The 18,764-nt window shown below is 50.8% G+C and carries 23 protein-coding genes and 2 pseudogenes; 17 read left to right on the top strand and 8 right to left on the bottom strand.

Translation table 11 applies throughout. The features are described from left to right. Nucleotides 1-13: 13 nt before the first annotated feature. Together glgA and ET464_RS07540 are read left to right on the top strand one after the other, a co-directional pair. Nucleotides 14-1,462, top strand: coding sequence for a glycogen synthase GlgA (gene glgA, locus ET464_RS07545; protein ID WP_129439699.1), 1,449 nt, complete (start codon nucleotides 14-16; stop codon nucleotides 1,460-1,462). Next, a pseudogene (locus ET464_RS07540) lies at nucleotides 1,444-3,425 on the top strand (glycoside hydrolase family 15 protein). Before glgA ends, ET464_RS07540 begins: the two are co-directional and overlap by 19 nt. Before the next feature lie 61 nt (nucleotides 3,426-3,486). Here ET464_RS07540 and ET464_RS20845 read toward each other — a convergent pair. The 6 genes from ET464_RS20845 to ET464_RS07510 form a co-directional block, all read right to left on the bottom strand. Further along, nucleotides 3,487-3,540: a hypothetical protein gene (locus tag ET464_RS20845; protein WP_425271761.1), complete on the bottom strand. Its 54-nt coding sequence runs from the start codon at nucleotides 3,538-3,540 to the stop codon at nucleotides 3,487-3,489. Between the two features lie 200 nt (nucleotides 3,541-3,740). Continuing rightward, nucleotides 3,741-4,217, bottom strand: coding sequence for a spore germination protein GerPE (locus tag ET464_RS07530; protein ID WP_165279939.1), 477 nt, complete (start codon nucleotides 4,215-4,217; stop codon nucleotides 3,741-3,743). 1 nt (nucleotide 4,218) lies between these two features. Beyond that, a complete protein-coding gene (locus tag ET464_RS07525) occupies nucleotides 4,219-4,440 on the bottom strand; it encodes a hypothetical protein (RefSeq protein WP_129439693.1) in 222 nt (73 codons plus the stop codon). After that, nucleotides 4,437-5,345, bottom strand: a complete 909-nt coding sequence (gene gerPC, locus ET464_RS07520) for a spore germination protein GerPC (protein WP_129439690.1) — start codon at nucleotides 5,343-5,345, stop codon at nucleotides 4,437-4,439. Before gerPC ends, ET464_RS07525 begins: the two co-directional genes overlap by 4 nt. A gap of 43 nt (nucleotides 5,346-5,388) precedes the next feature. Next, entirely contained in the window at nucleotides 5,389-5,592 is a 204-nt protein-coding gene (locus ET464_RS07515) for a spore germination protein GerPB (RefSeq protein WP_129439688.1), read from the bottom strand. Then, entirely contained in the window at nucleotides 5,589-5,828 is a 240-nt protein-coding gene (locus ET464_RS07510; protein WP_129439686.1) for a spore germination protein, read from the bottom strand. The genes ET464_RS07515 and ET464_RS07510 overlap by 4 nt, the downstream gene beginning before the upstream one ends. 159 nt (nucleotides 5,829-5,987) lie before the next feature. Between ET464_RS07510 and ET464_RS07505 the strand changes: the two genes are divergently transcribed. From ET464_RS07505 to mntR, 11 genes and pseudogenes are all read left to right on the top strand, one after another. After that, the gene (locus tag ET464_RS07505; protein ID WP_425271760.1) at nucleotides 5,988-6,419 is read left to right on the top strand and encodes an Hsp20/alpha crystallin family protein; all 432 of its coding nucleotides are present in this window, start codon (nucleotides 5,988-5,990) and stop codon (nucleotides 6,417-6,419) included. 149 nt (nucleotides 6,420-6,568) lie between these two features. Then, nucleotides 6,569-6,769 (top strand): hypothetical protein, encoded by a 201-nt coding sequence (locus ET464_RS07500; protein WP_129439682.1) that lies wholly within the window; start codon nucleotides 6,569-6,571, stop codon nucleotides 6,767-6,769. A 407-nt stretch (nucleotides 6,770-7,176) separates the two neighbouring features. Then, nucleotides 7,177-7,611, top strand: a complete 435-nt coding sequence (locus tag ET464_RS07495; RefSeq protein ID WP_129439680.1) for a Fur family transcriptional regulator — start codon at nucleotides 7,177-7,179, stop codon at nucleotides 7,609-7,611. Further along, nucleotides 7,611-7,880: a membrane protein insertion efficiency factor YidD gene (yidD, locus tag ET464_RS07490; RefSeq protein WP_129439678.1), complete on the top strand. Its 270-nt coding sequence runs from the start codon at nucleotides 7,611-7,613 to the stop codon at nucleotides 7,878-7,880. Before ET464_RS07495 ends, yidD begins: the two co-directional genes overlap by 1 nt. Nucleotides 7,881-7,991: 111 nt before the next feature. Beyond that, nucleotides 7,992-8,144: a hypothetical protein gene (locus tag ET464_RS19785; protein WP_165279938.1), complete on the top strand. Its 153-nt coding sequence runs from the start codon at nucleotides 7,992-7,994 to the stop codon at nucleotides 8,142-8,144. 130 nt (nucleotides 8,145-8,274) lie between these two features. Continuing rightward, nucleotides 8,275-10,260 carry a methionine--tRNA ligase gene (metG, locus tag ET464_RS07485; RefSeq protein WP_129439676.1) on the top strand — a complete coding sequence of 662 codons (1,986 nt, stop codon included), beginning with the start codon at nucleotides 8,275-8,277 and terminating at the stop codon, nucleotides 10,258-10,260. Between the two features lie 174 nt (nucleotides 10,261-10,434). Then, nucleotides 10,435-11,403, top strand: coding sequence for a metal ABC transporter solute-binding protein, Zn/Mn family (locus ET464_RS07480; protein WP_129439674.1), 969 nt, complete (start codon nucleotides 10,435-10,437; stop codon nucleotides 11,401-11,403). 26 nt (nucleotides 11,404-11,429) lie between these two features. Continuing rightward, nucleotides 11,430-12,260: a metal ABC transporter ATP-binding protein gene (locus ET464_RS07475; RefSeq protein ID WP_129439672.1), complete on the top strand. Its 831-nt coding sequence runs from the start codon at nucleotides 11,430-11,432 to the stop codon at nucleotides 12,258-12,260. Beyond that, nucleotides 12,241-13,049, top strand: a pseudogene (locus ET464_RS07470) (metal ABC transporter permease). The gene ET464_RS07475 and the pseudogene ET464_RS07470 overlap by 20 nt, the downstream one beginning before the upstream one ends. 22 nt (nucleotides 13,050-13,071) lie before the next feature. Beyond that, nucleotides 13,072-13,788, top strand: a complete 717-nt coding sequence (locus tag ET464_RS07465) for a cytochrome c biogenesis CcdA family protein (protein WP_129444187.1) — start codon at nucleotides 13,072-13,074, stop codon at nucleotides 13,786-13,788. A gap of 128 nt (nucleotides 13,789-13,916) precedes the next feature. Beyond that, nucleotides 13,917-14,339: a transcriptional regulator MntR gene (gene mntR / locus ET464_RS07460; protein ID WP_129439669.1), complete on the top strand. Its 423-nt coding sequence runs from the start codon at nucleotides 13,917-13,919 to the stop codon at nucleotides 14,337-14,339. A gap of 92 nt (nucleotides 14,340-14,431) precedes the next feature. Here mntR and ET464_RS07455 read toward each other — a convergent pair whose 3' ends face one another. Both ET464_RS07455 and ET464_RS07450 read right to left on the bottom strand, forming a co-directional pair. Beyond that, nucleotides 14,432-14,749, bottom strand: a complete 318-nt coding sequence (locus tag ET464_RS07455; protein WP_129439667.1) for a 6TM ABC transporter family protein — start codon at nucleotides 14,747-14,749, stop codon at nucleotides 14,432-14,434. 41 nt (nucleotides 14,750-14,790) lie between these two features. Beyond that, nucleotides 14,791-15,732: a DUF1385 domain-containing protein gene (locus ET464_RS07450; protein ID WP_129439665.1), complete on the bottom strand. Its 942-nt coding sequence runs from the start codon at nucleotides 15,730-15,732 to the stop codon at nucleotides 14,791-14,793. A 189-nt stretch (nucleotides 15,733-15,921) separates the two neighbouring features. On the opposite strand from ET464_RS07450, the gene ET464_RS07445 reads away from it, so the two are divergent. The 4 genes from ET464_RS07445 to efp all read left to right on the top strand — a co-directional run bounded on the left by ET464_RS07445 (nucleotide 15,922) and on the right by efp (nucleotide 18,724). Beyond that, nucleotides 15,922-16,470, top strand: coding sequence for a YqhR family membrane protein (locus ET464_RS07445; RefSeq protein WP_129439663.1), 549 nt, complete (start codon nucleotides 15,922-15,924; stop codon nucleotides 16,468-16,470). A gap of 110 nt (nucleotides 16,471-16,580) precedes the next feature. Continuing rightward, nucleotides 16,581-17,024 carry a type II 3-dehydroquinate dehydratase gene (gene aroQ, locus ET464_RS07440; protein WP_129439660.1) on the top strand — a complete coding sequence of 148 codons (444 nt, stop codon included), beginning with the start codon at nucleotides 16,581-16,583 and terminating at the stop codon, nucleotides 17,022-17,024. Between the two features lie 44 nt (nucleotides 17,025-17,068). After that, entirely contained in the window at nucleotides 17,069-18,142 is a 1,074-nt protein-coding gene (locus ET464_RS07435) for a M24 family metallopeptidase (RefSeq protein ID WP_129439658.1), read from the top strand. 24 nt (nucleotides 18,143-18,166) lie between these two features. Further along, nucleotides 18,167-18,724 carry an elongation factor P gene (gene efp, locus ET464_RS07430; protein ID WP_129439656.1) on the top strand — a complete coding sequence of 186 codons (558 nt, stop codon included), beginning with the start codon at nucleotides 18,167-18,169 and terminating at the stop codon, nucleotides 18,722-18,724. Nucleotides 18,725-18,764: the final 40 nt, after the last annotated feature.

Below are 18,764 nucleotides of genomic sequence, written 5' to 3'. Positions count from 1 at the left end.
AGGAGAACTGGACATGAATGTGTTGTTTGCTGTATCGGAAGCCGTCCCGCTCGCTAAATCAGGCGGGCTTGCCGACGTAGCGGGAGCATTGCCAAAAGCGCTTGTAGGACGAGGCGTTGATGCCAGAGTGATTTTGCCGAAATACGAGGCGATACCCGCTGCTTATTTGGAACTGTTCCAGTTTGTTGCTTCGTTTAACGTTTCCTTTGGCTGGCGCAATCAATACTGCGGCATCTGGCAAGGCGAGGTTGACGGAGTGGTCTATTATTTGATCGACAATGAGTATTATTTTAAACGGGGCGGCCTTTACGGCTACGATGACGATCCGGAACGGTTTGTGTTTCTGGCTGCAGCGGTTATGGAAGCGGCGCGGCATATGGATTGGGCGCCGGATATCGTGCATTGCCATGACTGGCAGACGGCGTTAATTCCATACCTGCTTCGCATGCGGTATGCACAGGATCCGGTATGGAACGGGGTTCGTTCTGTCCTGACCATCCACAATTTGAAATACCAAGGAAAGATGCCGCTTGAACAGCTGAAGGAGCTGCTTGGCTCGGATGCCGAAGGGCTGGAATGTGACGGAGCCGGCAATTGCTTGAAAGGAGGGCTCGTGTACGCGGATAAAATTACGACCGTCAGCGAGACCTATGCGGAGGAAATTCAAACAGAATGGTACGGCGAAGGACTGGATTCGCTGCTTCGTTACCGTTCGGGGGATTTGCTGGGCATTGTAAACGGCATTGATCAGGAACTGTTCAATCCGATGGATGACAGCGCTTTGCATACCCCATACCGCAGTTCGCTATCCCGCAAGCGGAAAAACAAACTGGCGCTGCAGCAGGAGCTGGGGCTTCCCGAGTCCGAGCAGACGCCGATGATTGGCATTGTATCCCGGCTGGTTGAAAATAAAGGATTCGACCTTGTTATTCACGTACTGGAAGAAATACTGCAGGAGAATGTGCAGCTGGTTGTGCTGGGAGCCGGCGAATACCGGTACGAGGAAGCTTTTAACCGCGCCGCTTTCTACCATCCGAAGCAAGTGAAGGTGTGGCTGGGCTATAATGACCGTCTGGCAAGGCGGATTTATGCCGGTTCGGATATGTTCCTGATGCCGTCCCAGTTTGAACCATGCGGCTTAAGCCAGCTGATTGCGCTTAGATACGGCTCTGTTCCGATTGTAAGATTGACAGGCGGGCTTAAGGATACGGTTAAAGCGTATAACGAAGCCGCAAAAGAAGGGAACGGGTTTACCTTTTTGACTTATAACGCGCATGACATGCTGGATGCGGTCCGGCGAGCCTTATCCTATTATCGCAAGGAGGAGGAATGGAAGCGTATTGTGATGATCGGCTCGCAGGAGGACTACAGCTGGAACAAGTCGGCTAAGGCGTATATCGGCATTTACGACGGATTAGCGTCGCACCGAAAGGAGACGGAGACATGGCCCGTCATCTCGTAATCGGGAATGGAAAACTGCTGCTGAACCTCGACGACCGCTGTTATATACGCGACATTTATTATCCGTATGTAGGCCAATTAAACCATGTCGGCGGGCAATATTGCCGTTTTGGCGTTTGGGCCGGCGGTGTGTTCTCCTGGCTGGGGGACCCGGAATGGAAAATCGAGCTGGACTATATCGAGGATTCACTGGTCACTAACGTTGTCGCAAGGCATGAAGGGCTTGGTATCGAGCTGTTCATTAACGACGGCATCCATCAGCGCGAATGTATTTATATTAAACGGGTGGTTGTCCGCAATTTGCATGAGGATACAAGGGAATTTAAGCTTTTTTTTCACCAGGATTTGATGATCGAAGGCTCAGAGGTAGGCGATACGGCTGCTTATTATCCCGAGAACGGGACATTGTTTCATTATAAACGTTCGAACTTTTTTATGTTTAACGGTTTTTCGGATGAAGGCGGCATTACGCAATATTCTACCGGGATTAAAAGGTTTCAGTCAGCGGAAGGGACTTGGCGGGATGCGGAAGACGGCATGCTGATGGGGAATACGATCTCGCAAGGGTCAGTGGACAGCACCATCAGCTTTCGGACGATGCTGGCGCCGCATGGCGAAAAAACGATGTACTACTGGATGTCCGTTGCGCCCAGCCTTGAAGAAGCCAAATTGCTTAATGCCTATGTTCAAGATAATCACCCGGAGAAGCTGCTCAGCCGAATCGTGATCTATTGGAAAAATTGGCTGCGCCGGGCAGAGACCGAAACCGATTTAAGCAGCTTGCCCAAAGAGGTTGTCCGCATGTTCAAGCAAAGCCTTCTGCTTGTCCGGACGCAGATTGACGAGCGGGGGGCGATTGTAGCCGCGACGGACACCGATATTTTGCAATACAACCGCGACCATTACAGCTATATGTGGCCGCGCGACGGCGCGCTGATTGCCGATGCAATGTCGATGGCCGGATACCAAAGCGTCATTTCGCCGTTTTTCCATTTTTGCGCGGATGCATTATCCCGGAAGGTTACTTGTATCACAAATATAATCCCGACGGCACCATCGGCTCGAGCTGGCATCCTTATATCGTGCAGGGCAGCCGCAGACTTCCGATTCAGGAGGACGAAACGGCGCTTGTCCTGTTTGCGCTATGGAAAGATTACAACCGGAATCAGGTTATTGAGCTGCCTCAATCGGTCTACGCCCAGCTCATCCGCAAAGCAGCTGCATTCCTGGGGGATTATATGGAACCGGCTTTGTCTTTGCCGAAGCCCAGTTACGATTTATGGGAGGAACGTTACGGCATTTGGACTTATACGGCGGCATCCGTATACGGCGGATTGATGGCGGCGGCTTTTTTTACCGACTTGTTTGGCGATTACGAAAGAAGCGACCATTACAAGCAGAAGGCAAAGGAGCTTAGGCAAGGCATTCTGGACCATCTATGGGATGAGGAGTCCGGACGCTTTGCCCGCGGCCTGGTGCAAAGGGACAATCGCTGGGTGAAAGATATGACGCTCGAAAGCAGCTTGTATTTTATTATTGAATTTGGCGTATTGCCGGTTGATGACACACGCGTTATCCGTACGATGCAGGCGATCAAAAACGGCTTAAGCGTCAAAACGGAAATCGGAGGTATTGCCCGCTATACAAACGACTATTATTTCCAGCAGTCGGGCGATATTGAGAAAGTGCCGGGAAATCCATGGATCATATGTACATTATGGGCGGCTGACTTTGATATTGAGTCCGCACGCACACTGGAGGAGCTTGAGCAGCCACTGCGAATGCTGCAATGGGTTACGCGCCACAGCTTGCAAAGCGGACTGCTGCCCGAACAGCTTAATCCGCATAACGGCAGCCCGATGTCGGTCGCTCCGTTAACTTGGTCGCATGCGACCTTCGTGCATAGCGTCTGTAAGTACGCAAACAAACATAAAGAGCTGTCCGAGCAGCTCGGCAAAATCTGAATCGAAATAGGCGGGACGGGAACCATGAGGCTCCCGTCCCTTATTTTTGCGGCCTTATAAGTTAGAATGCGCAAACACTAACTATAATAACGAGCAGAATAAATAGAACAAGCACAAAAGCAAAGCCCGATCCGCCGCCGCAACCTACTCCAACAGGGTAGCCCACCGAACATACCTCCTGGTATTGGTATTGTGATGTTGTAGATCACATGGTTAATGTATGCAGGAGACAAAGTTCCGGTATGGACAATTAGCGGGTATCCGGCGTATTTCCGCTGCTGTACGGGGTGGAGGTTTGTTCGGGGGTGATTCAGTTTAAGGGCAGCCGATTCCCGGATAGGGCAGCGGCCTCTTGAATTGCCTAATATGTTTGATTCGGGACTCGGCGGTATGCCTCATGCCGTTTCCGGCTTGCACAATGGATGATGCGCCCATCGCTGTAATAAAAATTTTGCCGACACTAATCCGCGGCGATCGGTTCGTACGAAGAATGCGCACATCCATGCCTGAATCGGCGATCGGATCGATCAGCTTCGGCAGCGGCCGGTCAAATATGTTATACGATTCAAAATAAACATCTTGTTCGCTTTTATGTTCCGTCTCCCGCTGCAGGGCTAAACCCCGCAGAAGCGGGGTCGCCGAAGCATGGTCCCCAAGCTGCAAAATGCCGGAGAGAGACAAGTCAATAATGTAAATACCGCCAACTTCAGCGGTACGTACCGGGTAGCTTACGGCAGCATTGCCGTATCCTGTTCGGTTTGGCCCGGCTGGCTGCTTATGCGGATGTATCACTTTAATCCTCCTCGAACCTTTCCCCTTCCGCTTCATCCGAGCCTTCCGGCTCGGGAAAAGGAGCCATCGGGCCAACGATGACGGACTCCGGCGGCGTATCAAACATGGAATACAAGGTGACGTAGTCGGTATCTCCAACTTGCAGCATTGAGGAGCTGGCTACCCCTAATACCTCGATGCTGCCAACCCCCAATGCGTAATTGTTGACCTGAAACACGATCATGATGATCCTTTACCTCCATTGTCTTGATCTGATAGCAGCTGGTTAAGCGGCACCTGCGGTTTAACCGGATTCGGCTGTACGTTTGGTAATTGCGAACTGCCCGGATTTGGCTGAACGTTTGGCGATTGCAAAATGCCCGGATTCGGCTGCAAGTTTGGCGATTGCAAAATGCCCGGATTCGGCTGTACGTTTGGTGATTGCGAACTGCCCGGATTCGGCTGTACGTTTGGCGTTTGCACATTACCCGGGTTAGACTGCTGCTGGCTGTAGGCGATTTGCTGCACATATTTCCGCATGGCCGATTCGGCATCGCGGATCGTCTTCGCGGTCACAGCTGCAATGACTTCGCTGTTTGGCTCCGGCGAACCTTTGGATTGATCTTTGCCGCCTATTTGTTTCATATAATATTTAATGCGGGTAGGCACTTGCTTGCGGATATCATCAATGATAATGCGGCGATGATAAGGGTCGAGCTGCACATTCATCTCCTGCTCCAGCATCAAAAGCCGCTTGGGCGCTTCCTCGTTAAAATAGGTATCCACATTTTCATAAATCGTCGGATAAGGCACTCCGGGCGTTACGATAGTAGACTCGGCAGCGGGGAATACATTAGGCGTTCCAGCTGTAAACTGGTCGATATCGCCATGCGGAACCGGACCGCACTCTCCCGGCGGAGCCATGCCGATGTTGAGCGTGCCTTCCAGCTTTTGCACCTTTAACTGGTCAAAATGATATTCCAGCCGTTCAATGCTGTACATCGGTCGCGCGCCAGCCTGCTGCAGCTGTTCCTCGAGGGCAGCCACCTGCTTCTGAAGCTTTTCGATTTCGTGCCGCTGTTCTTTTAAAGCCTCTTGAAATTGCCATATCCACATTGGCATGGGAGGCATATGGGGTCCATACGGCATGCCAAGATCACTCCTTCTTCACAGCCTTTATCCCCCGATGCGATTACGTCGGATTAGGAAGCGGGACAAAGGATAGCGGATTTTCTGAACCAAGCTGCGGAGCAGGCTCCGAAAAACCGCCGGAATTGTAAAGCTGGGACAACGAGCGGATTGAACCCGCGCTGCCGACCTGCAGGACCGAGCTGTTCGAAACACTTTCAACACGCAGCTGATGGATTGTAATCGTTTGATGAATCGTCCAATTCATGCGACACCACCTCCGGTACCAATCTGATTGTTGGTGTTATCCAGCAGATCATCATCCAACGTGCTGGTAGCGCTGACCGCATTGTTAGAATTTGTAAGACTGCCGGTTAAGAATGAGCCGGAACCGGCATATGTTTTGGAATTGCTCGCAGGAGACAATTGCAAGGCATCGCCAAACTGGACGACCGAACCGGAACCGGTACTTACAATTTTCACGAAACCAACGATTGACGGCATCCTTATCCCCCCTTGTAAACGGACTAATGATGGTACAGTGTATGCGGCAATGGCCTATAGGTTCCCGCCCGGCCGTTTTTGCTCTATCGAGTGCCCTGCCCAATTGCGCCGGCATATACTGGGCTAGGAGAGGCAAAAGGCAGGTGACAACGGGTGGCAATGAATTGGGACGATTTGGAGCAATGGATGGAAGGGCAAAAGATGCCGAAAGGATTTGACGTGCTCCGTGAACCGGATTGGGTGGAGCAATTTGTGCGGAAACTGATGACCAAAGCGCTCCCGGATGTCGCAAATGTGATGCCTGGTCCATCCGGATCTCCCGATGCAAAAGCTTTCGAGACACATCATTTTGTCATCGTGAAATACACCCTTCCGCCTGGTACCGAACGAGATCAGCTGCAGGTGCTGGTCAAAGCGGATAAAGTAAAAATTAAAGGGCTGCCTGAAGGCAAAACGGAAGTGATCAAGCTGCCGAAGCCGGTATTTCCAAAGCAATGCCGGGCGCTTGTAAGAGGCGGGGTGCTGCAGGTGAAACTGAAGAAGCGGCCTGGCGGCGAGCTGTACCATATTGCGGATGTCCGCTGGGAATAACGCCATTAGGCTCGCTTCGAGCCTTCATGCCGTTATAACGGACAAGCCGGCCATCGCAAGCCTGGAACCTGTTTGGTTTGCGCTGGCTAATATTACCTCAATCCCTTATAATGCTAATTGAGATGATTGGACATGAGGGAGTGTGTGACGTGACAACAGACGATCTAAGCGGCGTCTCCGCAGGTTTGTTCACCATTGGCGTCGTATTCATTCTGCTTGTATTCGGGCTGCTCAGCTTCGGTATCCTTCAAATGTTCCAGCAGCGCTATCGGAGGGGCTGGTATTGCTTCGGATTCGCAGCAGTTAGCTTCGCAGTCTTTATTTGGATTCTTAATCGGTGGTATTCGTAGCGTTTGCTTAAGAAGTTTGCAGTTATAACCCGAAGGTTTGCGGGAGGGATTCCTTTTGTGGCAAGTAATCTGGTTTGTGTTTAACTGCTTTTTTGTTATTTCGGTCATTGCCTATTTATTTATCCACCGAAGCTATACGGAAGCCAGACGGTCTGGATCGGATGCGGCGAGATTCAAGCGATTTCGGGCTGCGGCCGCTGTTGCAAGCGTTGTCTTCTTTGTAGCAATGTCGGTCACTTTTCTCATTCGAATGAGGTTAGACGGATAAAGAAAACTAATGCGGGAAGAGGCTCTCATTGACGGGAGTCTTTTTTTTCGGCAATATGAAGATAAGGCATAATAGGGAGATCAGGCCCTTCGGTAACCTGCATCTGCCCGCGCCTGTTGGCAAGGAGGTGCTTATTTGGATGCATACAATGGATGAAATCGTTCAACAGATGGCATCGCAAGGCTTGCGCATTACCGATCAACGCAGATCGCTTGCCAAGCTGTTTGTGGAATCGCCGGGATATATCGCGCCGAAGGAAGTATACGATTATATGGGCAAGTCCTATTCGGGACTGAGCTTTGATACGGTATACCGCAATCTGCGGATTATGGAAGAACTGGGCGTACTGGAGCAGGTTGTTTTTGAAGACGGCGTCAAATTCAAGCTGCACTGCAGAGAAAATGACCATCACCATCACCTGATCTGTTTGCAATGCGGCAAAACGTATCCGATTACGCATTGTCCGATGGACCAGACGCTGGTGCCGGATCAGTTTCAAGTCGTCAAACATAAATTCGAAGTGTTTGGATATTGCAAATCCTGCATGCAGGAAGAGCAAACGGCAGATCTATAATGGCGAGGCCGGTTACAGTCCGCCGTATTGTTCAAAGCCCGATCCATGTTTATCGCAAATGGATTTCGCCGCTCAAGCCGCCGACCTGCCGGTTTTATCCGACCTGTTCGGCATACGCTCTGGAGGCGATTGAGAAGCATGGCGCAGCCAAGGGCTCATGGCTTGCCGCGAAGCGGATCGCCAGATGCCACCCGTTTCATCCCGGCGGCTATGACCCGGTTCCGCCTGTTTTGAAGCCGGAACGTGAAACGGGCAGCCCGGATTCTTGACACCCGGTATAGCAATTCGCTATATTTGAGACATATAGCAACATCCGATGAACGGATAAGTACAATGATTCCGCCTATCTCAGAGAACCGGTCAGTACGGTGGGAGCCGGTATGGGCAAACGTTGGAAGATGGTCCTGGAGGAACTGCTTTCGAGCTGCCGGATGCGCGAGTCGCATAGCAGTAAGAGGGCGGCGCGCACGCCGGCGATAATGGCGATTGCCGCTTTATACAGGCGGCGCACGAAGCCGATGCCAGCTTTTTAAGTAAGGCGACATTGGAAATTTGGGTGGTACCACGTGAGTATTCGAGCTCTCGTCCCATGTTGGACGGGGGCTTTTTGCTGTTTTTTAAACACTTGCGCCAATTGATAACGAAAAAAAAGGAGATGTTATAATGACAAACCGCGACCGCACCTTTTACATTACAACGCCTATTTATTATCCAAGCGACAAGCTGCATATCGGCCACGCTTATACGACTGTGGCGGGCGACGCGATGGCCCGGTATAAACGGCTGCGCGGCTACGATGTCTGGTATTTGACCGGCACTGACGAGCATGGGCAAAAAATCGAGCAAAAAGCAAAAGAAAAAGGAACAACGCCTCAGCAGTTTGTAGACAACATTGTTGTAGGCATTCAAGATTTGTGGAAAAAGCTCGAAATCTCGAACGATGATTTTATCCGGACGACCGAAGAGCGGCACAAAAAAATCGTCGAACATATTTTTGACCGTTTTGTGCAGCAAGGCGACATTTACAAAGGCGAATACGAAGGCTGGTATTGTACGCCATGCGAATCGTTTTTCCTCGAGCGCCAGCTCGTTGACGGCAAATGCCCGGACTGCGGACGCCCGGTTGAACTGGTGAAGGAAGAATCTTATTTCTTCCGGATGAGCAAATATGCCGACCGCCTGCTTCAATATTACGAGGACAATCCGGATTTTATTCAACCGGAATCCCGCAAGAACGAAATGATCAACAACTTTATTAAGCCGGGCCTGGAAGATTTGGCCGTATCGCGCACGACGTTTGATTGGGGCGTCAAAGTGCCCAACGATCCGAAACATGTCGTTTACGTCTGGATCGACGCGTTATCCAACTACATTACGGCGCTTGGTTACGATACGGAAGGCAGTGCTCCGAAGTTCGACCGTTTCTGGCCGGCGGATGTTCATCTGGTTGGCAAGGAAATTGTCCGCTTCCATACGATCTATTGGCCGATTATGCTGATGGCGCTGGATCTGCCGCTGCCGAAAAAAGTATTTGCCCATGGATGGCTGCTGATGAAGGACGGCAAAATGTCGAAATCAAAAGGCAATGTCGTTGATCCGGTTATGCTGATCGACCGTTACGGCCTTGACGCTGTTCGTTATTATCTGCTGCGCGAAGTGCCGTTTGGCTCTGACGGAACGTTTACGCCGGAAAACTTTGTCGAGCGGATTAACTACGATCTTGCAAACGATCTTGGCAATTTGCTGAACCGAACGGTTGCGATGATTGACAAATATTTTGATGGCGCCATTCCGGGCTATAAGGGCCAAGTAACGGAATTTGACGGCGCGCTGGAAGACTTCGCGCAGAACACGATCACCGAAGTGGAAGCCGCAATGGAGAAAATGGAGTTTTCGGTTGCGCTTGCTTCTATCTGGCAGCTCGTCAGCCGGACGAACAAATATATCGACGAAACCCAGCCTTGGGTACTCGCCAAAGACGAAGCGAACCGCGATCAGCTGGCTTCGGTAATGCATCATTTGGCGGAATCGCTGCGTATCGTCTCGATTATGCTGCAGCCGTTCCTGACGCATGCGCCGCAAGGCGTGTGGGCGCAGCTGGGCATCGCCGCAGGCGGGCTGACCGAGTGGGAAAGCGCCAAACAGTTCGGACAGCTGCCGGAAGGCACCAAAGTCGCCAAAGCGAACCCGCTGTTTCCGCGTCTTGAAGCGGCGGAGGAAGCAGCTTTTATCGCTAATGCGATGGGCGGAGGAGCATCGGCCGGGGCAAATGCCGGAGCCGCAGAAGGGAACCAGGCTGCTGCTGCACCGCAAGCATCGGGAATTGAAGAGATCGGCATTGATGAATTTGCCAAAGTCGAGCTTCGTGTCGCCCAGGTTATTGCAGCTGAGCCGGTGAAAAAAGCCGACAAGCTGCTGAAGCTGCAGCTGGATCTCGGCTACGAGCAAAGACAGGTTGTGTCCGGCATCGCGCAATATTACACGCCGGAACAAATGGTCGGCCGCAAAGTCATTTGTGTTACCAACCTGAAGCCGGTCAAGCTGCGCGGCGAATTGTCGCAAGGGATGATTCTTGCCGCATCGCATGACGGCCAGCTTACGCTTGCTGCCGTTCCGGATCAAATGCCAAATGGCGCGCTCGTAAAATAACAGACTGCATTCCAAACAGCCCTTAATCCGTGTTGGATACGGATTGAGGGCTGTTTTTGATTGACGGGAGTTGAACATACTGTTGATAGAGAATAAGTTGTTGACAGTACTAATGCCCATCTCTATAATCGTAATAGTAACGATTACGATTATATGTAAGAACGGAGTATTCATATGTTTCAGAGCAAAGCGAACCGGAAACGGGCTGCAGCTGTTATAGCGGCTGCCGTTATGTTCCTGATGTTATCCGCTTGCGGCGTTAGACCAAGCGAGCAGCTGGATGAATCGAAAACGAATGTGGTCACAACCTTTTATCCTTTATATTATTTAGCCTCCCAAATCGGCGGCGATGATGTGCATGTCATAAACCTCGTCCCGGCCGGCGTCGAGCCGCATGACTGGACACCCAAAAGCCGCGATATCGAAATCGCTTCGGAAGCCGATCTTTTTTTGTATAACGGCGCCGGGCTGGAAAACTGGGTTGACCATTTCCTGAAAGGGCTGTCCAGCGACAGCAAAGTGAAGACGGCTGCCATGAGCGAAGGCATTGCTTTGCTTGAAGGGAGCGGAGAAGAAGAAGACGAACACGGGCATGCGCATGACGAAGGAGAAAACGGCAGCCATACCGATCCGCACACATGGGTAAGCCCGAAGTCGATGCTCATTATGGCTAATCATTTGAAAAACAAGCTCATCGCCGTAGATCCTTCCCATCAGGAGGATTATGAAGCGAACTATGCGAAGCTGAAGCAGAAGCTTGAAGAGCTGGATGCCCGGTATACATCCGAGCTGGCTACCGTTTCGCGTAAAGATATTGTGGTATCCCACCAGGCTTTCGGTTATTTGGCGCGGGATTACGGTTTGAAGCAAGTGGCGATTATGGGACTTTCCCCGGATGCGGAACCCCGCTCGCAAGATATTATGAGGATCATCCATTTTGTGAAGGATAACCGGATTAAATATATTTTCTCCGAAGAACTTATTTCGCCCGAAATTGCCAAAATGCTGGCGAGCGAAGCCCATGTCGGCATGCTGGTGCTGAACCCGCTGGAAGGCTTGACGCCGAAGCAGGAGAAGCAGGGCCAAGATTTTATTTCGATCATGTACAAAAATTTGGACCAGCTGATGCTGGCTTTAAAATAATGCACAGTCACGAAGGAGGGACCGAAATGCAGCAATCAACCCCATTTTGGGAGCGGGAACCGGACTGCCATCAGGATATTATTACACTAGACAATGTCGGCTTTGGTTATCAAGGCCAGCGGCAGGTGATGTCCGGATTAAACTTGTCGGTGAAGGAACGGGATTTTGTCGGGCTGATCGGCTCGAACGGAGCGGGAAAAACAACACTGCTCAAAATGATAGTAGGCTTGCTGAAGCCGGATACCGGGCAAATCCGTTTGTTCGGCAAACCGCTGCCGGAATTCAAGCAGTGGGAGAAAATCGGCTACGTACCGCAAAAAAACGCATTTAACCCGTTGTTCCCGGCTACCGTGCGGGAGGTGGTCACCTCCGGGCTTTACGGCAGAAGCCGGCTGTTCCGCAGGCTGTCCAAAGCCGATCTGCAGAAGGCGGACGACGCGATGCATGCGCTTGATATCGAGAATTTGGCTGCCAAACGGATCGGCCAGCTGTCGGGAGGGCAGCAGCAGCGGGTTTTCCTGGCCCGGGCTTTAATCAACAATCCGTCGCTGCTCATCTTGGATGAGCCAACGGTTGGCATCGACGCGGAAACGCAAGAAGGATTTTTCCATATGATCAAGCATATGCATCAGCATCATAACATTACTTTCTTGATGGTATCGCATGATATGGAGATGATCCGTTCCTATTTAGGCCAGAAGCCGGCGGCGGAATACGGCAAGCTGAAATTTTATTTGAAGCATTCACATGAGCTGCAGGATTGCGTGGAAAACAATTTGACGCATAGCCTGCGCGGCTTGCGCCAGCATATGGATAACGGGAGAGAGGTTGCTCGAGTTGGATCTGTTAAGTACTGATTTTTTTCAACGTGCGCTTATAGGCGGACTTTTGATCGGGGTTACGGCGCCGCTGATCGGCTTGTTTCTGGTGCTGCGCCGGTTGTCGATGATTGGAGATACACTCTCTCACGTTTCCATTGCCGGTGTGGCGCTCGGTTTTCTGCTCGGAGTATATCCGATGGCCGCAGGGCTTGTCTTTGCCATTCTGGCTTCGTTTGCCATTGAGAGGCTCCGGAAAGCGTACAAAACGTATGCAGAGTTGTCGATCGCCATTATTATGTCCGGCGGTGTCGGCCTTGCTTCGATTTTATTTACGCTGGACAGAGGATTCAGCGTCAGCATAGACAGCTATTTATTTGGTAGCATTTATACCTTAAGCGCTTCGGATTTAATTACCATTGCGATTGTAACCGTCATCGTACTTGCGGCAGTATGGTTCCAAATAAAGGAACTGTTTCTGCTTACCTTTGACGAGGAAGCGGCTGCTGTCGGGGCTTGCCCGTCCGTTTTTATAATGTTATGATTAGCGTGCTTACGGCTTTAGTTATCAGCGTTTCCATCAAAATCGTAGGAGCGCTGCTTGTGTCCGCCTTGCTTACGATTCCGGCCGCGTGCGGCTTGATCGTGGCGCGCAGCTTTCGGCAAAGCGTTGTCACCGTCGTTGTGATCGGCGAAATTGCCGTTATTGCAGGATTGATGATTGCAGGAGTGTGGAACCTTGCTCCCGGCGGCACGATTGTGATGCTGCTGATTATTATTTTGCTGCTGCTGCTTTTAGCCAGAAGAGGAATGAGGACAAGCGGCTAACCGCCAAACGGGGTGTATGTCGTTGGATCATATTAATGTGGGGCTGGCGCTTGGCGCCGGCTTTGCTTCCTTTATATCGCCATGTTGCCTTCCGCTTTACCCTTCCTATTTATCCTACATAACCGGCATTTCGGTCACCGACATCAGGAGCAGCAGACATACGCGTGAAATGAGGGTGAGGACGATGTCCCACACCTTGTTTTTTATATTAGGATTTTGCACCGTTTACTATACATTAGGGTACGGTACCAATGTGTTTGCGGAATTTTTTGCCCAATATGCCGATTTGATCCGGATGTTATCTGCCATTTTAATCGTATTGATGGGGTTGTTTTTGCTCGGCATATTTAAACCGCAGCTATTAATGAAGGAACGCCGGTTTTCCATCAATCCGAATAAGAAAAGCGGCTATTTGGGATCCTTTATTTTTGGGGTTGGTTTTTCAGCGGGCTGGACGCCTTGCATCGGTCCGGCGTTAACTGCCATTCTTGCGCTGGCGGCATCATCGCCCGGAACATGGTTTCAGCTGACGACCGCCTATGCGATAGGCTTTGCCGTTCCTTTTTTTGTATTGGCGTTTTTTATCGGCTCGGCCAGATGGCTGCTCCGGTTCTCGAACGGCATTATGAAGATCGGCGGAGCGGTTATGATTTTGATGGGCATATTGCTGTTCACGGACCGGATGACCTCCATTACGATATGGCTGAACACGACGACACCCGATTGGCTGAAGTTTTAAGCTTGTCATGATCCCGATCGGGCATTGGCAGACGCAGGAAAAAGTTGCAGCGCTTATGCCGAAAAGTGTATGATATTTAGAGTGACGCCATAGAACAAGGCAATTGATGAGTGTTAGGGGGTTCTCCTGTGCCGACACCGAGCATGGAAGACTACTTGGAACGGATTTATAAGCTGATAGAAGAAAAAGGCTATGCAAGGGTTTCGGATATTGCCGAGGGTCTAGAGGTGCATCCTTCATCTGTAACCAAAATGATTCAAAAACTCGACAAGGACAATTACCTTATTTACGAGAAGTATAGAGGGCTTGTCTTGACGAATAAAGGGAAAAAGATTGGCAAACGGCTGGTAGACCGGCATCAGCTTCTGGAATCATTCTTGGCGTTAATTGGCGTGCAGGAAGAAAACATCTACCGTGATGTGGAAGGCATTGAGCATCATTTAAGCTGGGATTCGATTACATGTATTGAAACCTTGGTTGAATATTTCCGCAGCGACCCGACCCGGACGGACGAACTGAATCGCATTCGGGTTGCGCTCGATACAGAGTAGCTTAACAAAATCATGAACAACAAAAGGATTGCCGCCAGATTTTTTCAATCTGGCGGCAATCCTTTTGTTTGTTGTTTGGCGATAACGCGCCGTTAATGATAACGCGGCGCATCATCGTCGTCCCGTCCGCCGTCAATGACGCGGAACGGAACGTTTTTGGATTTGGAGCGGTTGTGGCGGTTAGGCTGCCGGGCGGAAGATTGCCGCACATTCGGTTTGGCATTAGGCTTCCTGTATACGCCGCCGCTGCGCCGGAACGCCCTCGGCGGAAATTTATACAATACGAAGATGGCGGCCAGCACCACAACCGGAACGATAAAATAAAACGGGTTAGAGATGATGGAGTAGACGATACCGATTGCAATTAACGCAAACACAATAACGGATGCGGCATTCCAGCGGTTTCTCATCCAAATCCCTGCCTTTCTGATGTGGGATAACCCTTCTGCCGCTAGCTGAGCTGGCGGTCAAGCTCGCGCATCCGGTTGAAGGATGCGATGGATACGGCTACCTGGTCGTCTTTTGGCTCTTTGGTTGTGAGCAGCTGCAGCCACAAGCCCGGATAGCCGAGATAGCGAAGGACCGGAATGTTTCTCATGGAATTCGTAATGCGCAGCACTTCATAAGAAATGCCGAGAACGACCGGAAGCAGAAGCAGACGAATGTAGACGCGCTCCCAAATCGAATGCCACTCAAAAATAGGCAGCGAATAAATAATAACCCCTACAATGACGGTGAAAATAATAAAGCTGCTGCCGCACCGGTAATGGAGGCGGCTATATTTTTGCACATTGGCAACGGTCAGCTCCTCGCCGGCTTCGTAAGCGCTGATCACTTTATGCTCGGCTCCATGATATTGGAACAGGCGTTTCATAATCGGCGTCAGCGACATCATGTACAAATAAACGAGAAGCAAAATGATTTTGATAAGCCCCTCTATCAGATTATGCCCGACCTTATTTTCGAATACGTTTTCAAACATCAATTGTTCCAAAATAGCCGGAACGGCAGTCAATACGATTTTCCCGAACAGAAACGAAATGACACCGGCGACGGCAACGCCGACAATCATGCTGAGGCTCCAGCCTTTTTCTTCTTTTGCAGCGGTTTCCGGTACGGAGCCGTCTTCGGTTTCATCCTCGGTATACTTCTCGACGGAATAATTCAAATGGGCCGAACCTTTGGCGCTTGATTCAATAATGCCTACAACGCCGCGTATGATCGGTATTTTTTTAAGCAGCCGGGTCCATTTCACCGTTGTTCTCGGCACTTCGTAAAACTCGATTTCATCGTTTTTGCGGCGAATGGCCGTTACATTTACATGCTTGCCTGCAAACATGACGCCTTCAATGACCGCCTGGCCGCCGTAAATGCTTCTGGATTGTTGCGGCAAATGTGTCACCTTCCTCAAGTCGGAATCGCCAGTAAAGCGAATCAATGATTTTTTCTTTCTATTGTACTTGATTAGCTGCCCAGTTGCCAAGCAAGCCGTTCAAGGGGAGAACGGTTATGATAGCCGTTTTTTTCGCATACTGAGGGGAGCGGTATATAGGATATTACATGGAAGGCGGGTGGCGGCAGCATGAGCAGCCAGCAAGAAGCGCTGCATTATGAAGGCAGCGGCAGAGGCAAAGAAGAGGAACGGTTGTCCAAACCGTATCGCAACCATCATACAAACTTTTGGCTGTACAGCTTGGAAGTTGGTTTTTTTGCGGGCTTGATTTGGGGGATCGTCCGCTGGCTTTGTTATGAAATGAAGTTGACCATGCTCGTGCCGGGGCTGGTGGCGGAGCCGTTTTTTCTAACCTCCTATTTGAAAACAGGCTGGGGAATCGCCGTCGGGATTGCAAGCTTTATTGTATTTTCAATTATCGCAACGTATTTGTATTACTTTGTGCTCGGCAAAGTCCGCGGCCCTTGGGCAGGAATCGGCTACGGCATCTTCTGGTGGCTCGTCTGGTTCGGCTGGATCGGGCCGATGCTGAAATTCATTAAGCCGATGAATGTTATCGGCTGGGATACGATTACGACCGAATTTTGTGTGTTTTTGATGTGGGGGCTGTTTATCGGATATACCATTGCGTTCGAATTTACGGATGAAGCGTCGCGTGAACCTTCCAAAGCGCGTTGACAGGAGCTGCGCTTCCCCCATTTTATGATCTTCTCAAAAGATATGCGTTTGTGGTAAAATGGCTATTGATCTGCGGACAACCGCATAGTGTTCCGTCTGGAGGTGTAAACATGCGGAAAGTCATCGTTCTCAATGGCCCGAATTTGAACATGCTGGGGATACGAGAACCCGGCATTTATGGAACGGATACACTGGCATCCATCGAAGAGCGGCTGCGTGAGCAAGCCGATGAGCTTGGCGTGGAGGTTGAATTTTTTCAATCCAACCACGAAGGCGCGATCATTGACCGGATTCACGAGGCGTACGGCAAAGCTGACGGAATTTTGATCAATCCCGGCGCTCTTACGCATTACAGCTACGCGCTTCGCGACGCGCTCAGCACGGTCGCGCTGCCTGTTGTGGAAGTACATATGTCCAATATTCATAAAAGAGAATCCTTCCGGCATACATCCGTCATTGCGCCTGTTGCCGTTGGCCAAATCGCTGGATTTGGGGCAAAAAGCTATGATCTGGGGCTGGCTGCGCTTGCCGGCATATTGCCGGCTAACGGATAAGGCCTCGTATATGAAATACGGATTGGACGAGAGGGGAAATCACAATGGCAAACAACAGACTGGCCAAATTGCGCCAAGCGCTTGCAGCGGCAGGCCTTGAGGCCATCGTTATTGCAAGTCCGCATAACCGCCGTTATTTGAGCGGTTTTACAGGCTCGTCAGGTACACTCCTGATCACTTCCTCCGACAGCTTCCTGCTGACGGACTTCCGCTATACAACGCAAGCAGCCGATCAGGCGGCAGGCTTTACAATCGTAGAGCATGGTCCAAAGCCGCTTGCTAATGTCCGTGAACTTCTGGCGGACAGAGGCATTCGTTCGGTGGGTTTTGAGCAGAACCAGGTGGTATACAGCGATTTTGCAGCCTGGAGAGAGCTGCTTGGCGATATCGAGCTCGTTCCGTCCGGTTCAATTGTAGAGGAAATCCGCATGCTGAAGGATGAATCAGAACTTGCCGTCATTCAGGAAGCTTGCCAGCTGGCCGATGCGGCTTTTACTCATGTTCAGCAGCTGATCCGTCCGGGCGTCAAAGAAAATGATCTTGCGCTGGAGCTTGAAATGTTTATGCGGCTCCGCGGCGCGTCGGCGACTTCCTTCGATACGATTGTCGCATCCGGCGTACGTTCCGCGCTTCCGCACGGCGTAGCAAGCGATAAGCTTGTGGAAGAAGGCGACTTCATTACGTTTGATTTCGGGGCGCTGTACAACGGCTATTGTTCCGATTTGACACGGACAGTGGTTGTCGGCAAGCCTTCGGCCAAACATCTTGAAATTTACAACATCGTATTGGAAGCTCAGCTGCATGCGCTTGAGCATATCCGTCCAGGCATGTCCGGCCATGAAGCGGATGCCTTGGCCCGCGATATTATCGCGAAATACGGCTACGGCGACAATTTTGGCCACAGCACGGGACATGGCTTTGGAGTAGAAGTGCATGAGCAGCCCCGGCTGGCCCGAAACAGCACCAGCGTTTTAACACCAGGCATGACGGTGACGGTCGAGCCGGGCATTTATATCCCGGGATTTGGCGGTGTTCGCATCGAAGACGACATAGTCATTACGGAATCCGGTATTAAAATATTAACTTCATCCCCTAAAGAACTTCTTGTTCTGGGATAGAGACAACCATTCAGGAGGAATCCCATGATTTCAGTAAACGATTTTAAAACAGGCCTGACCGTTGAAGTGGACGGCGACATCTTTTCGGTAATCGAATTCCAGCACGTTAAACCGGGCAAAGGCGCGGCTTTCGTACGCTCCAAGCTGAAAAACCTGCGCAACGGCAACGTTGTGGAAAAAACATTCCGTGCAGGCGAAAACATCGGCCGTGCAATCATTGAAAACCGCGAAGTACAATACTTGTACAACTCCGGTACGGAATATACCTTTATGGACAACGAAACTTACGATCAATTCAACCTGGACAAAGACCAGCTGGAATGGGAGCTTAACTTCCTGAAAGAAAACATGAACGTGAATATCTCCAGCTACCAAGGCGAAATCATCGGCATTCAAATGCCTAACAGCGTTGAACTGAAAGTCGTGGAAACCGAGCCGGGCATTAAAGGCAACACGGCAACGGGCGCTACGAAAAGCGCGAAGGTGGAAACCGGCCTGAACGTTCAAGTGCCGCTGTTCATTAACGAAGGCGATTTGCTTCTGATCGATACGCGCGAAGGCAAATATATTTCCCGCGCTTAATACACAATCAGGCTTCAACCGCCGGGCTTCCCGCCCGGCG

Source organism: Paenibacillus protaetiae, from assembly GCF_004135365.1.
GTDB lineage: Bacteria > Bacillota > Bacilli > Paenibacillales > Paenibacillaceae > Paenibacillus_AP > Paenibacillus_AP protaetiae.
The sequence above is the reverse complement of the archived record's forward strand: the minus strand, read 5'-3'. Positions and strand labels throughout refer to the sequence as shown.

Bases quoted from the DNA above. Each gene is read 5' to 3' on its own strand.
- ET464_RS07525 (WP_129439693.1), bottom strand. From the start codon at position 4,440: ATGATCGTGTTTCAGGTCAACAATTACGCATTGGGGGTTGGCAGCATC.
- aroQ (WP_129439660.1), top strand. From the start codon at position 16,581: ATGCGGAAAGTCATCGTTCTCAATGGCCCGAATTTGAACATGCTGGGG.
- ET464_RS07515 (WP_129439688.1), bottom strand. From the start codon at position 5,592: ATGAATTGGACGATTCATCAAACGATTACAATCCATCAGCTGCGTGTT.
- ET464_RS07480 (WP_129439674.1), top strand. From the start codon at position 10,435: ATGTTTCAGAGCAAAGCGAACCGGAAACGGGCTGCAGCTGTTATAGCG.
- yidD (WP_129439678.1), top strand. From the start codon at position 7,611: ATGGCGAGGCCGGTTACAGTCCGCCGTATTGTTCAAAGCCCGATCCAT.
- metG (WP_129439676.1), top strand. From the start codon at position 8,275: ATGACAAACCGCGACCGCACCTTTTACATTACAACGCCTATTTATTAT.
- ET464_RS19785 (WP_165279938.1), top strand. From the start codon at position 7,992: ATGGGCAAACGTTGGAAGATGGTCCTGGAGGAACTGCTTTCGAGCTGC.
- ET464_RS07435 (WP_129439658.1), top strand. From the start codon at position 17,069: ATGGCAAACAACAGACTGGCCAAATTGCGCCAAGCGCTTGCAGCGGCA.
- efp (WP_129439656.1), top strand. From the start codon at position 18,167: ATGATTTCAGTAAACGATTTTAAAACAGGCCTGACCGTTGAAGTGGAC.
- ET464_RS07495 (WP_129439680.1), top strand. From the start codon at position 7,177: ATGCATACAATGGATGAAATCGTTCAACAGATGGCATCGCAAGGCTTG.
- gerPC (WP_129439690.1), bottom strand. From the start codon at position 5,345: ATGCCGTATGGACCCCATATGCCTCCCATGCCAATGTGGATATGGCAA.
- ET464_RS07505 (WP_425271760.1), top strand. From the start codon at position 5,988: ATGAATTGGGACGATTTGGAGCAATGGATGGAAGGGCAAAAGATGCCG.
- ET464_RS07475 (WP_129439672.1), top strand. From the start codon at position 11,430: ATGCAGCAATCAACCCCATTTTGGGAGCGGGAACCGGACTGCCATCAG.
- ET464_RS07510 (WP_129439686.1), bottom strand. From the start codon at position 5,828: ATGCCGTCAATCGTTGGTTTCGTGAAAATTGTAAGTACCGGTTCCGGT.
- ET464_RS07445 (WP_129439663.1), top strand. From the start codon at position 15,922: ATGAGCAGCCAGCAAGAAGCGCTGCATTATGAAGGCAGCGGCAGAGGC.
- glgA (WP_129439699.1), top strand. From the start codon at position 14: ATGAATGTGTTGTTTGCTGTATCGGAAGCCGTCCCGCTCGCTAAATCA.
- ET464_RS07455 (WP_129439667.1), bottom strand. From the start codon at position 14,749: ATGAGAAACCGCTGGAATGCCGCATCCGTTATTGTGTTTGCGTTAATT.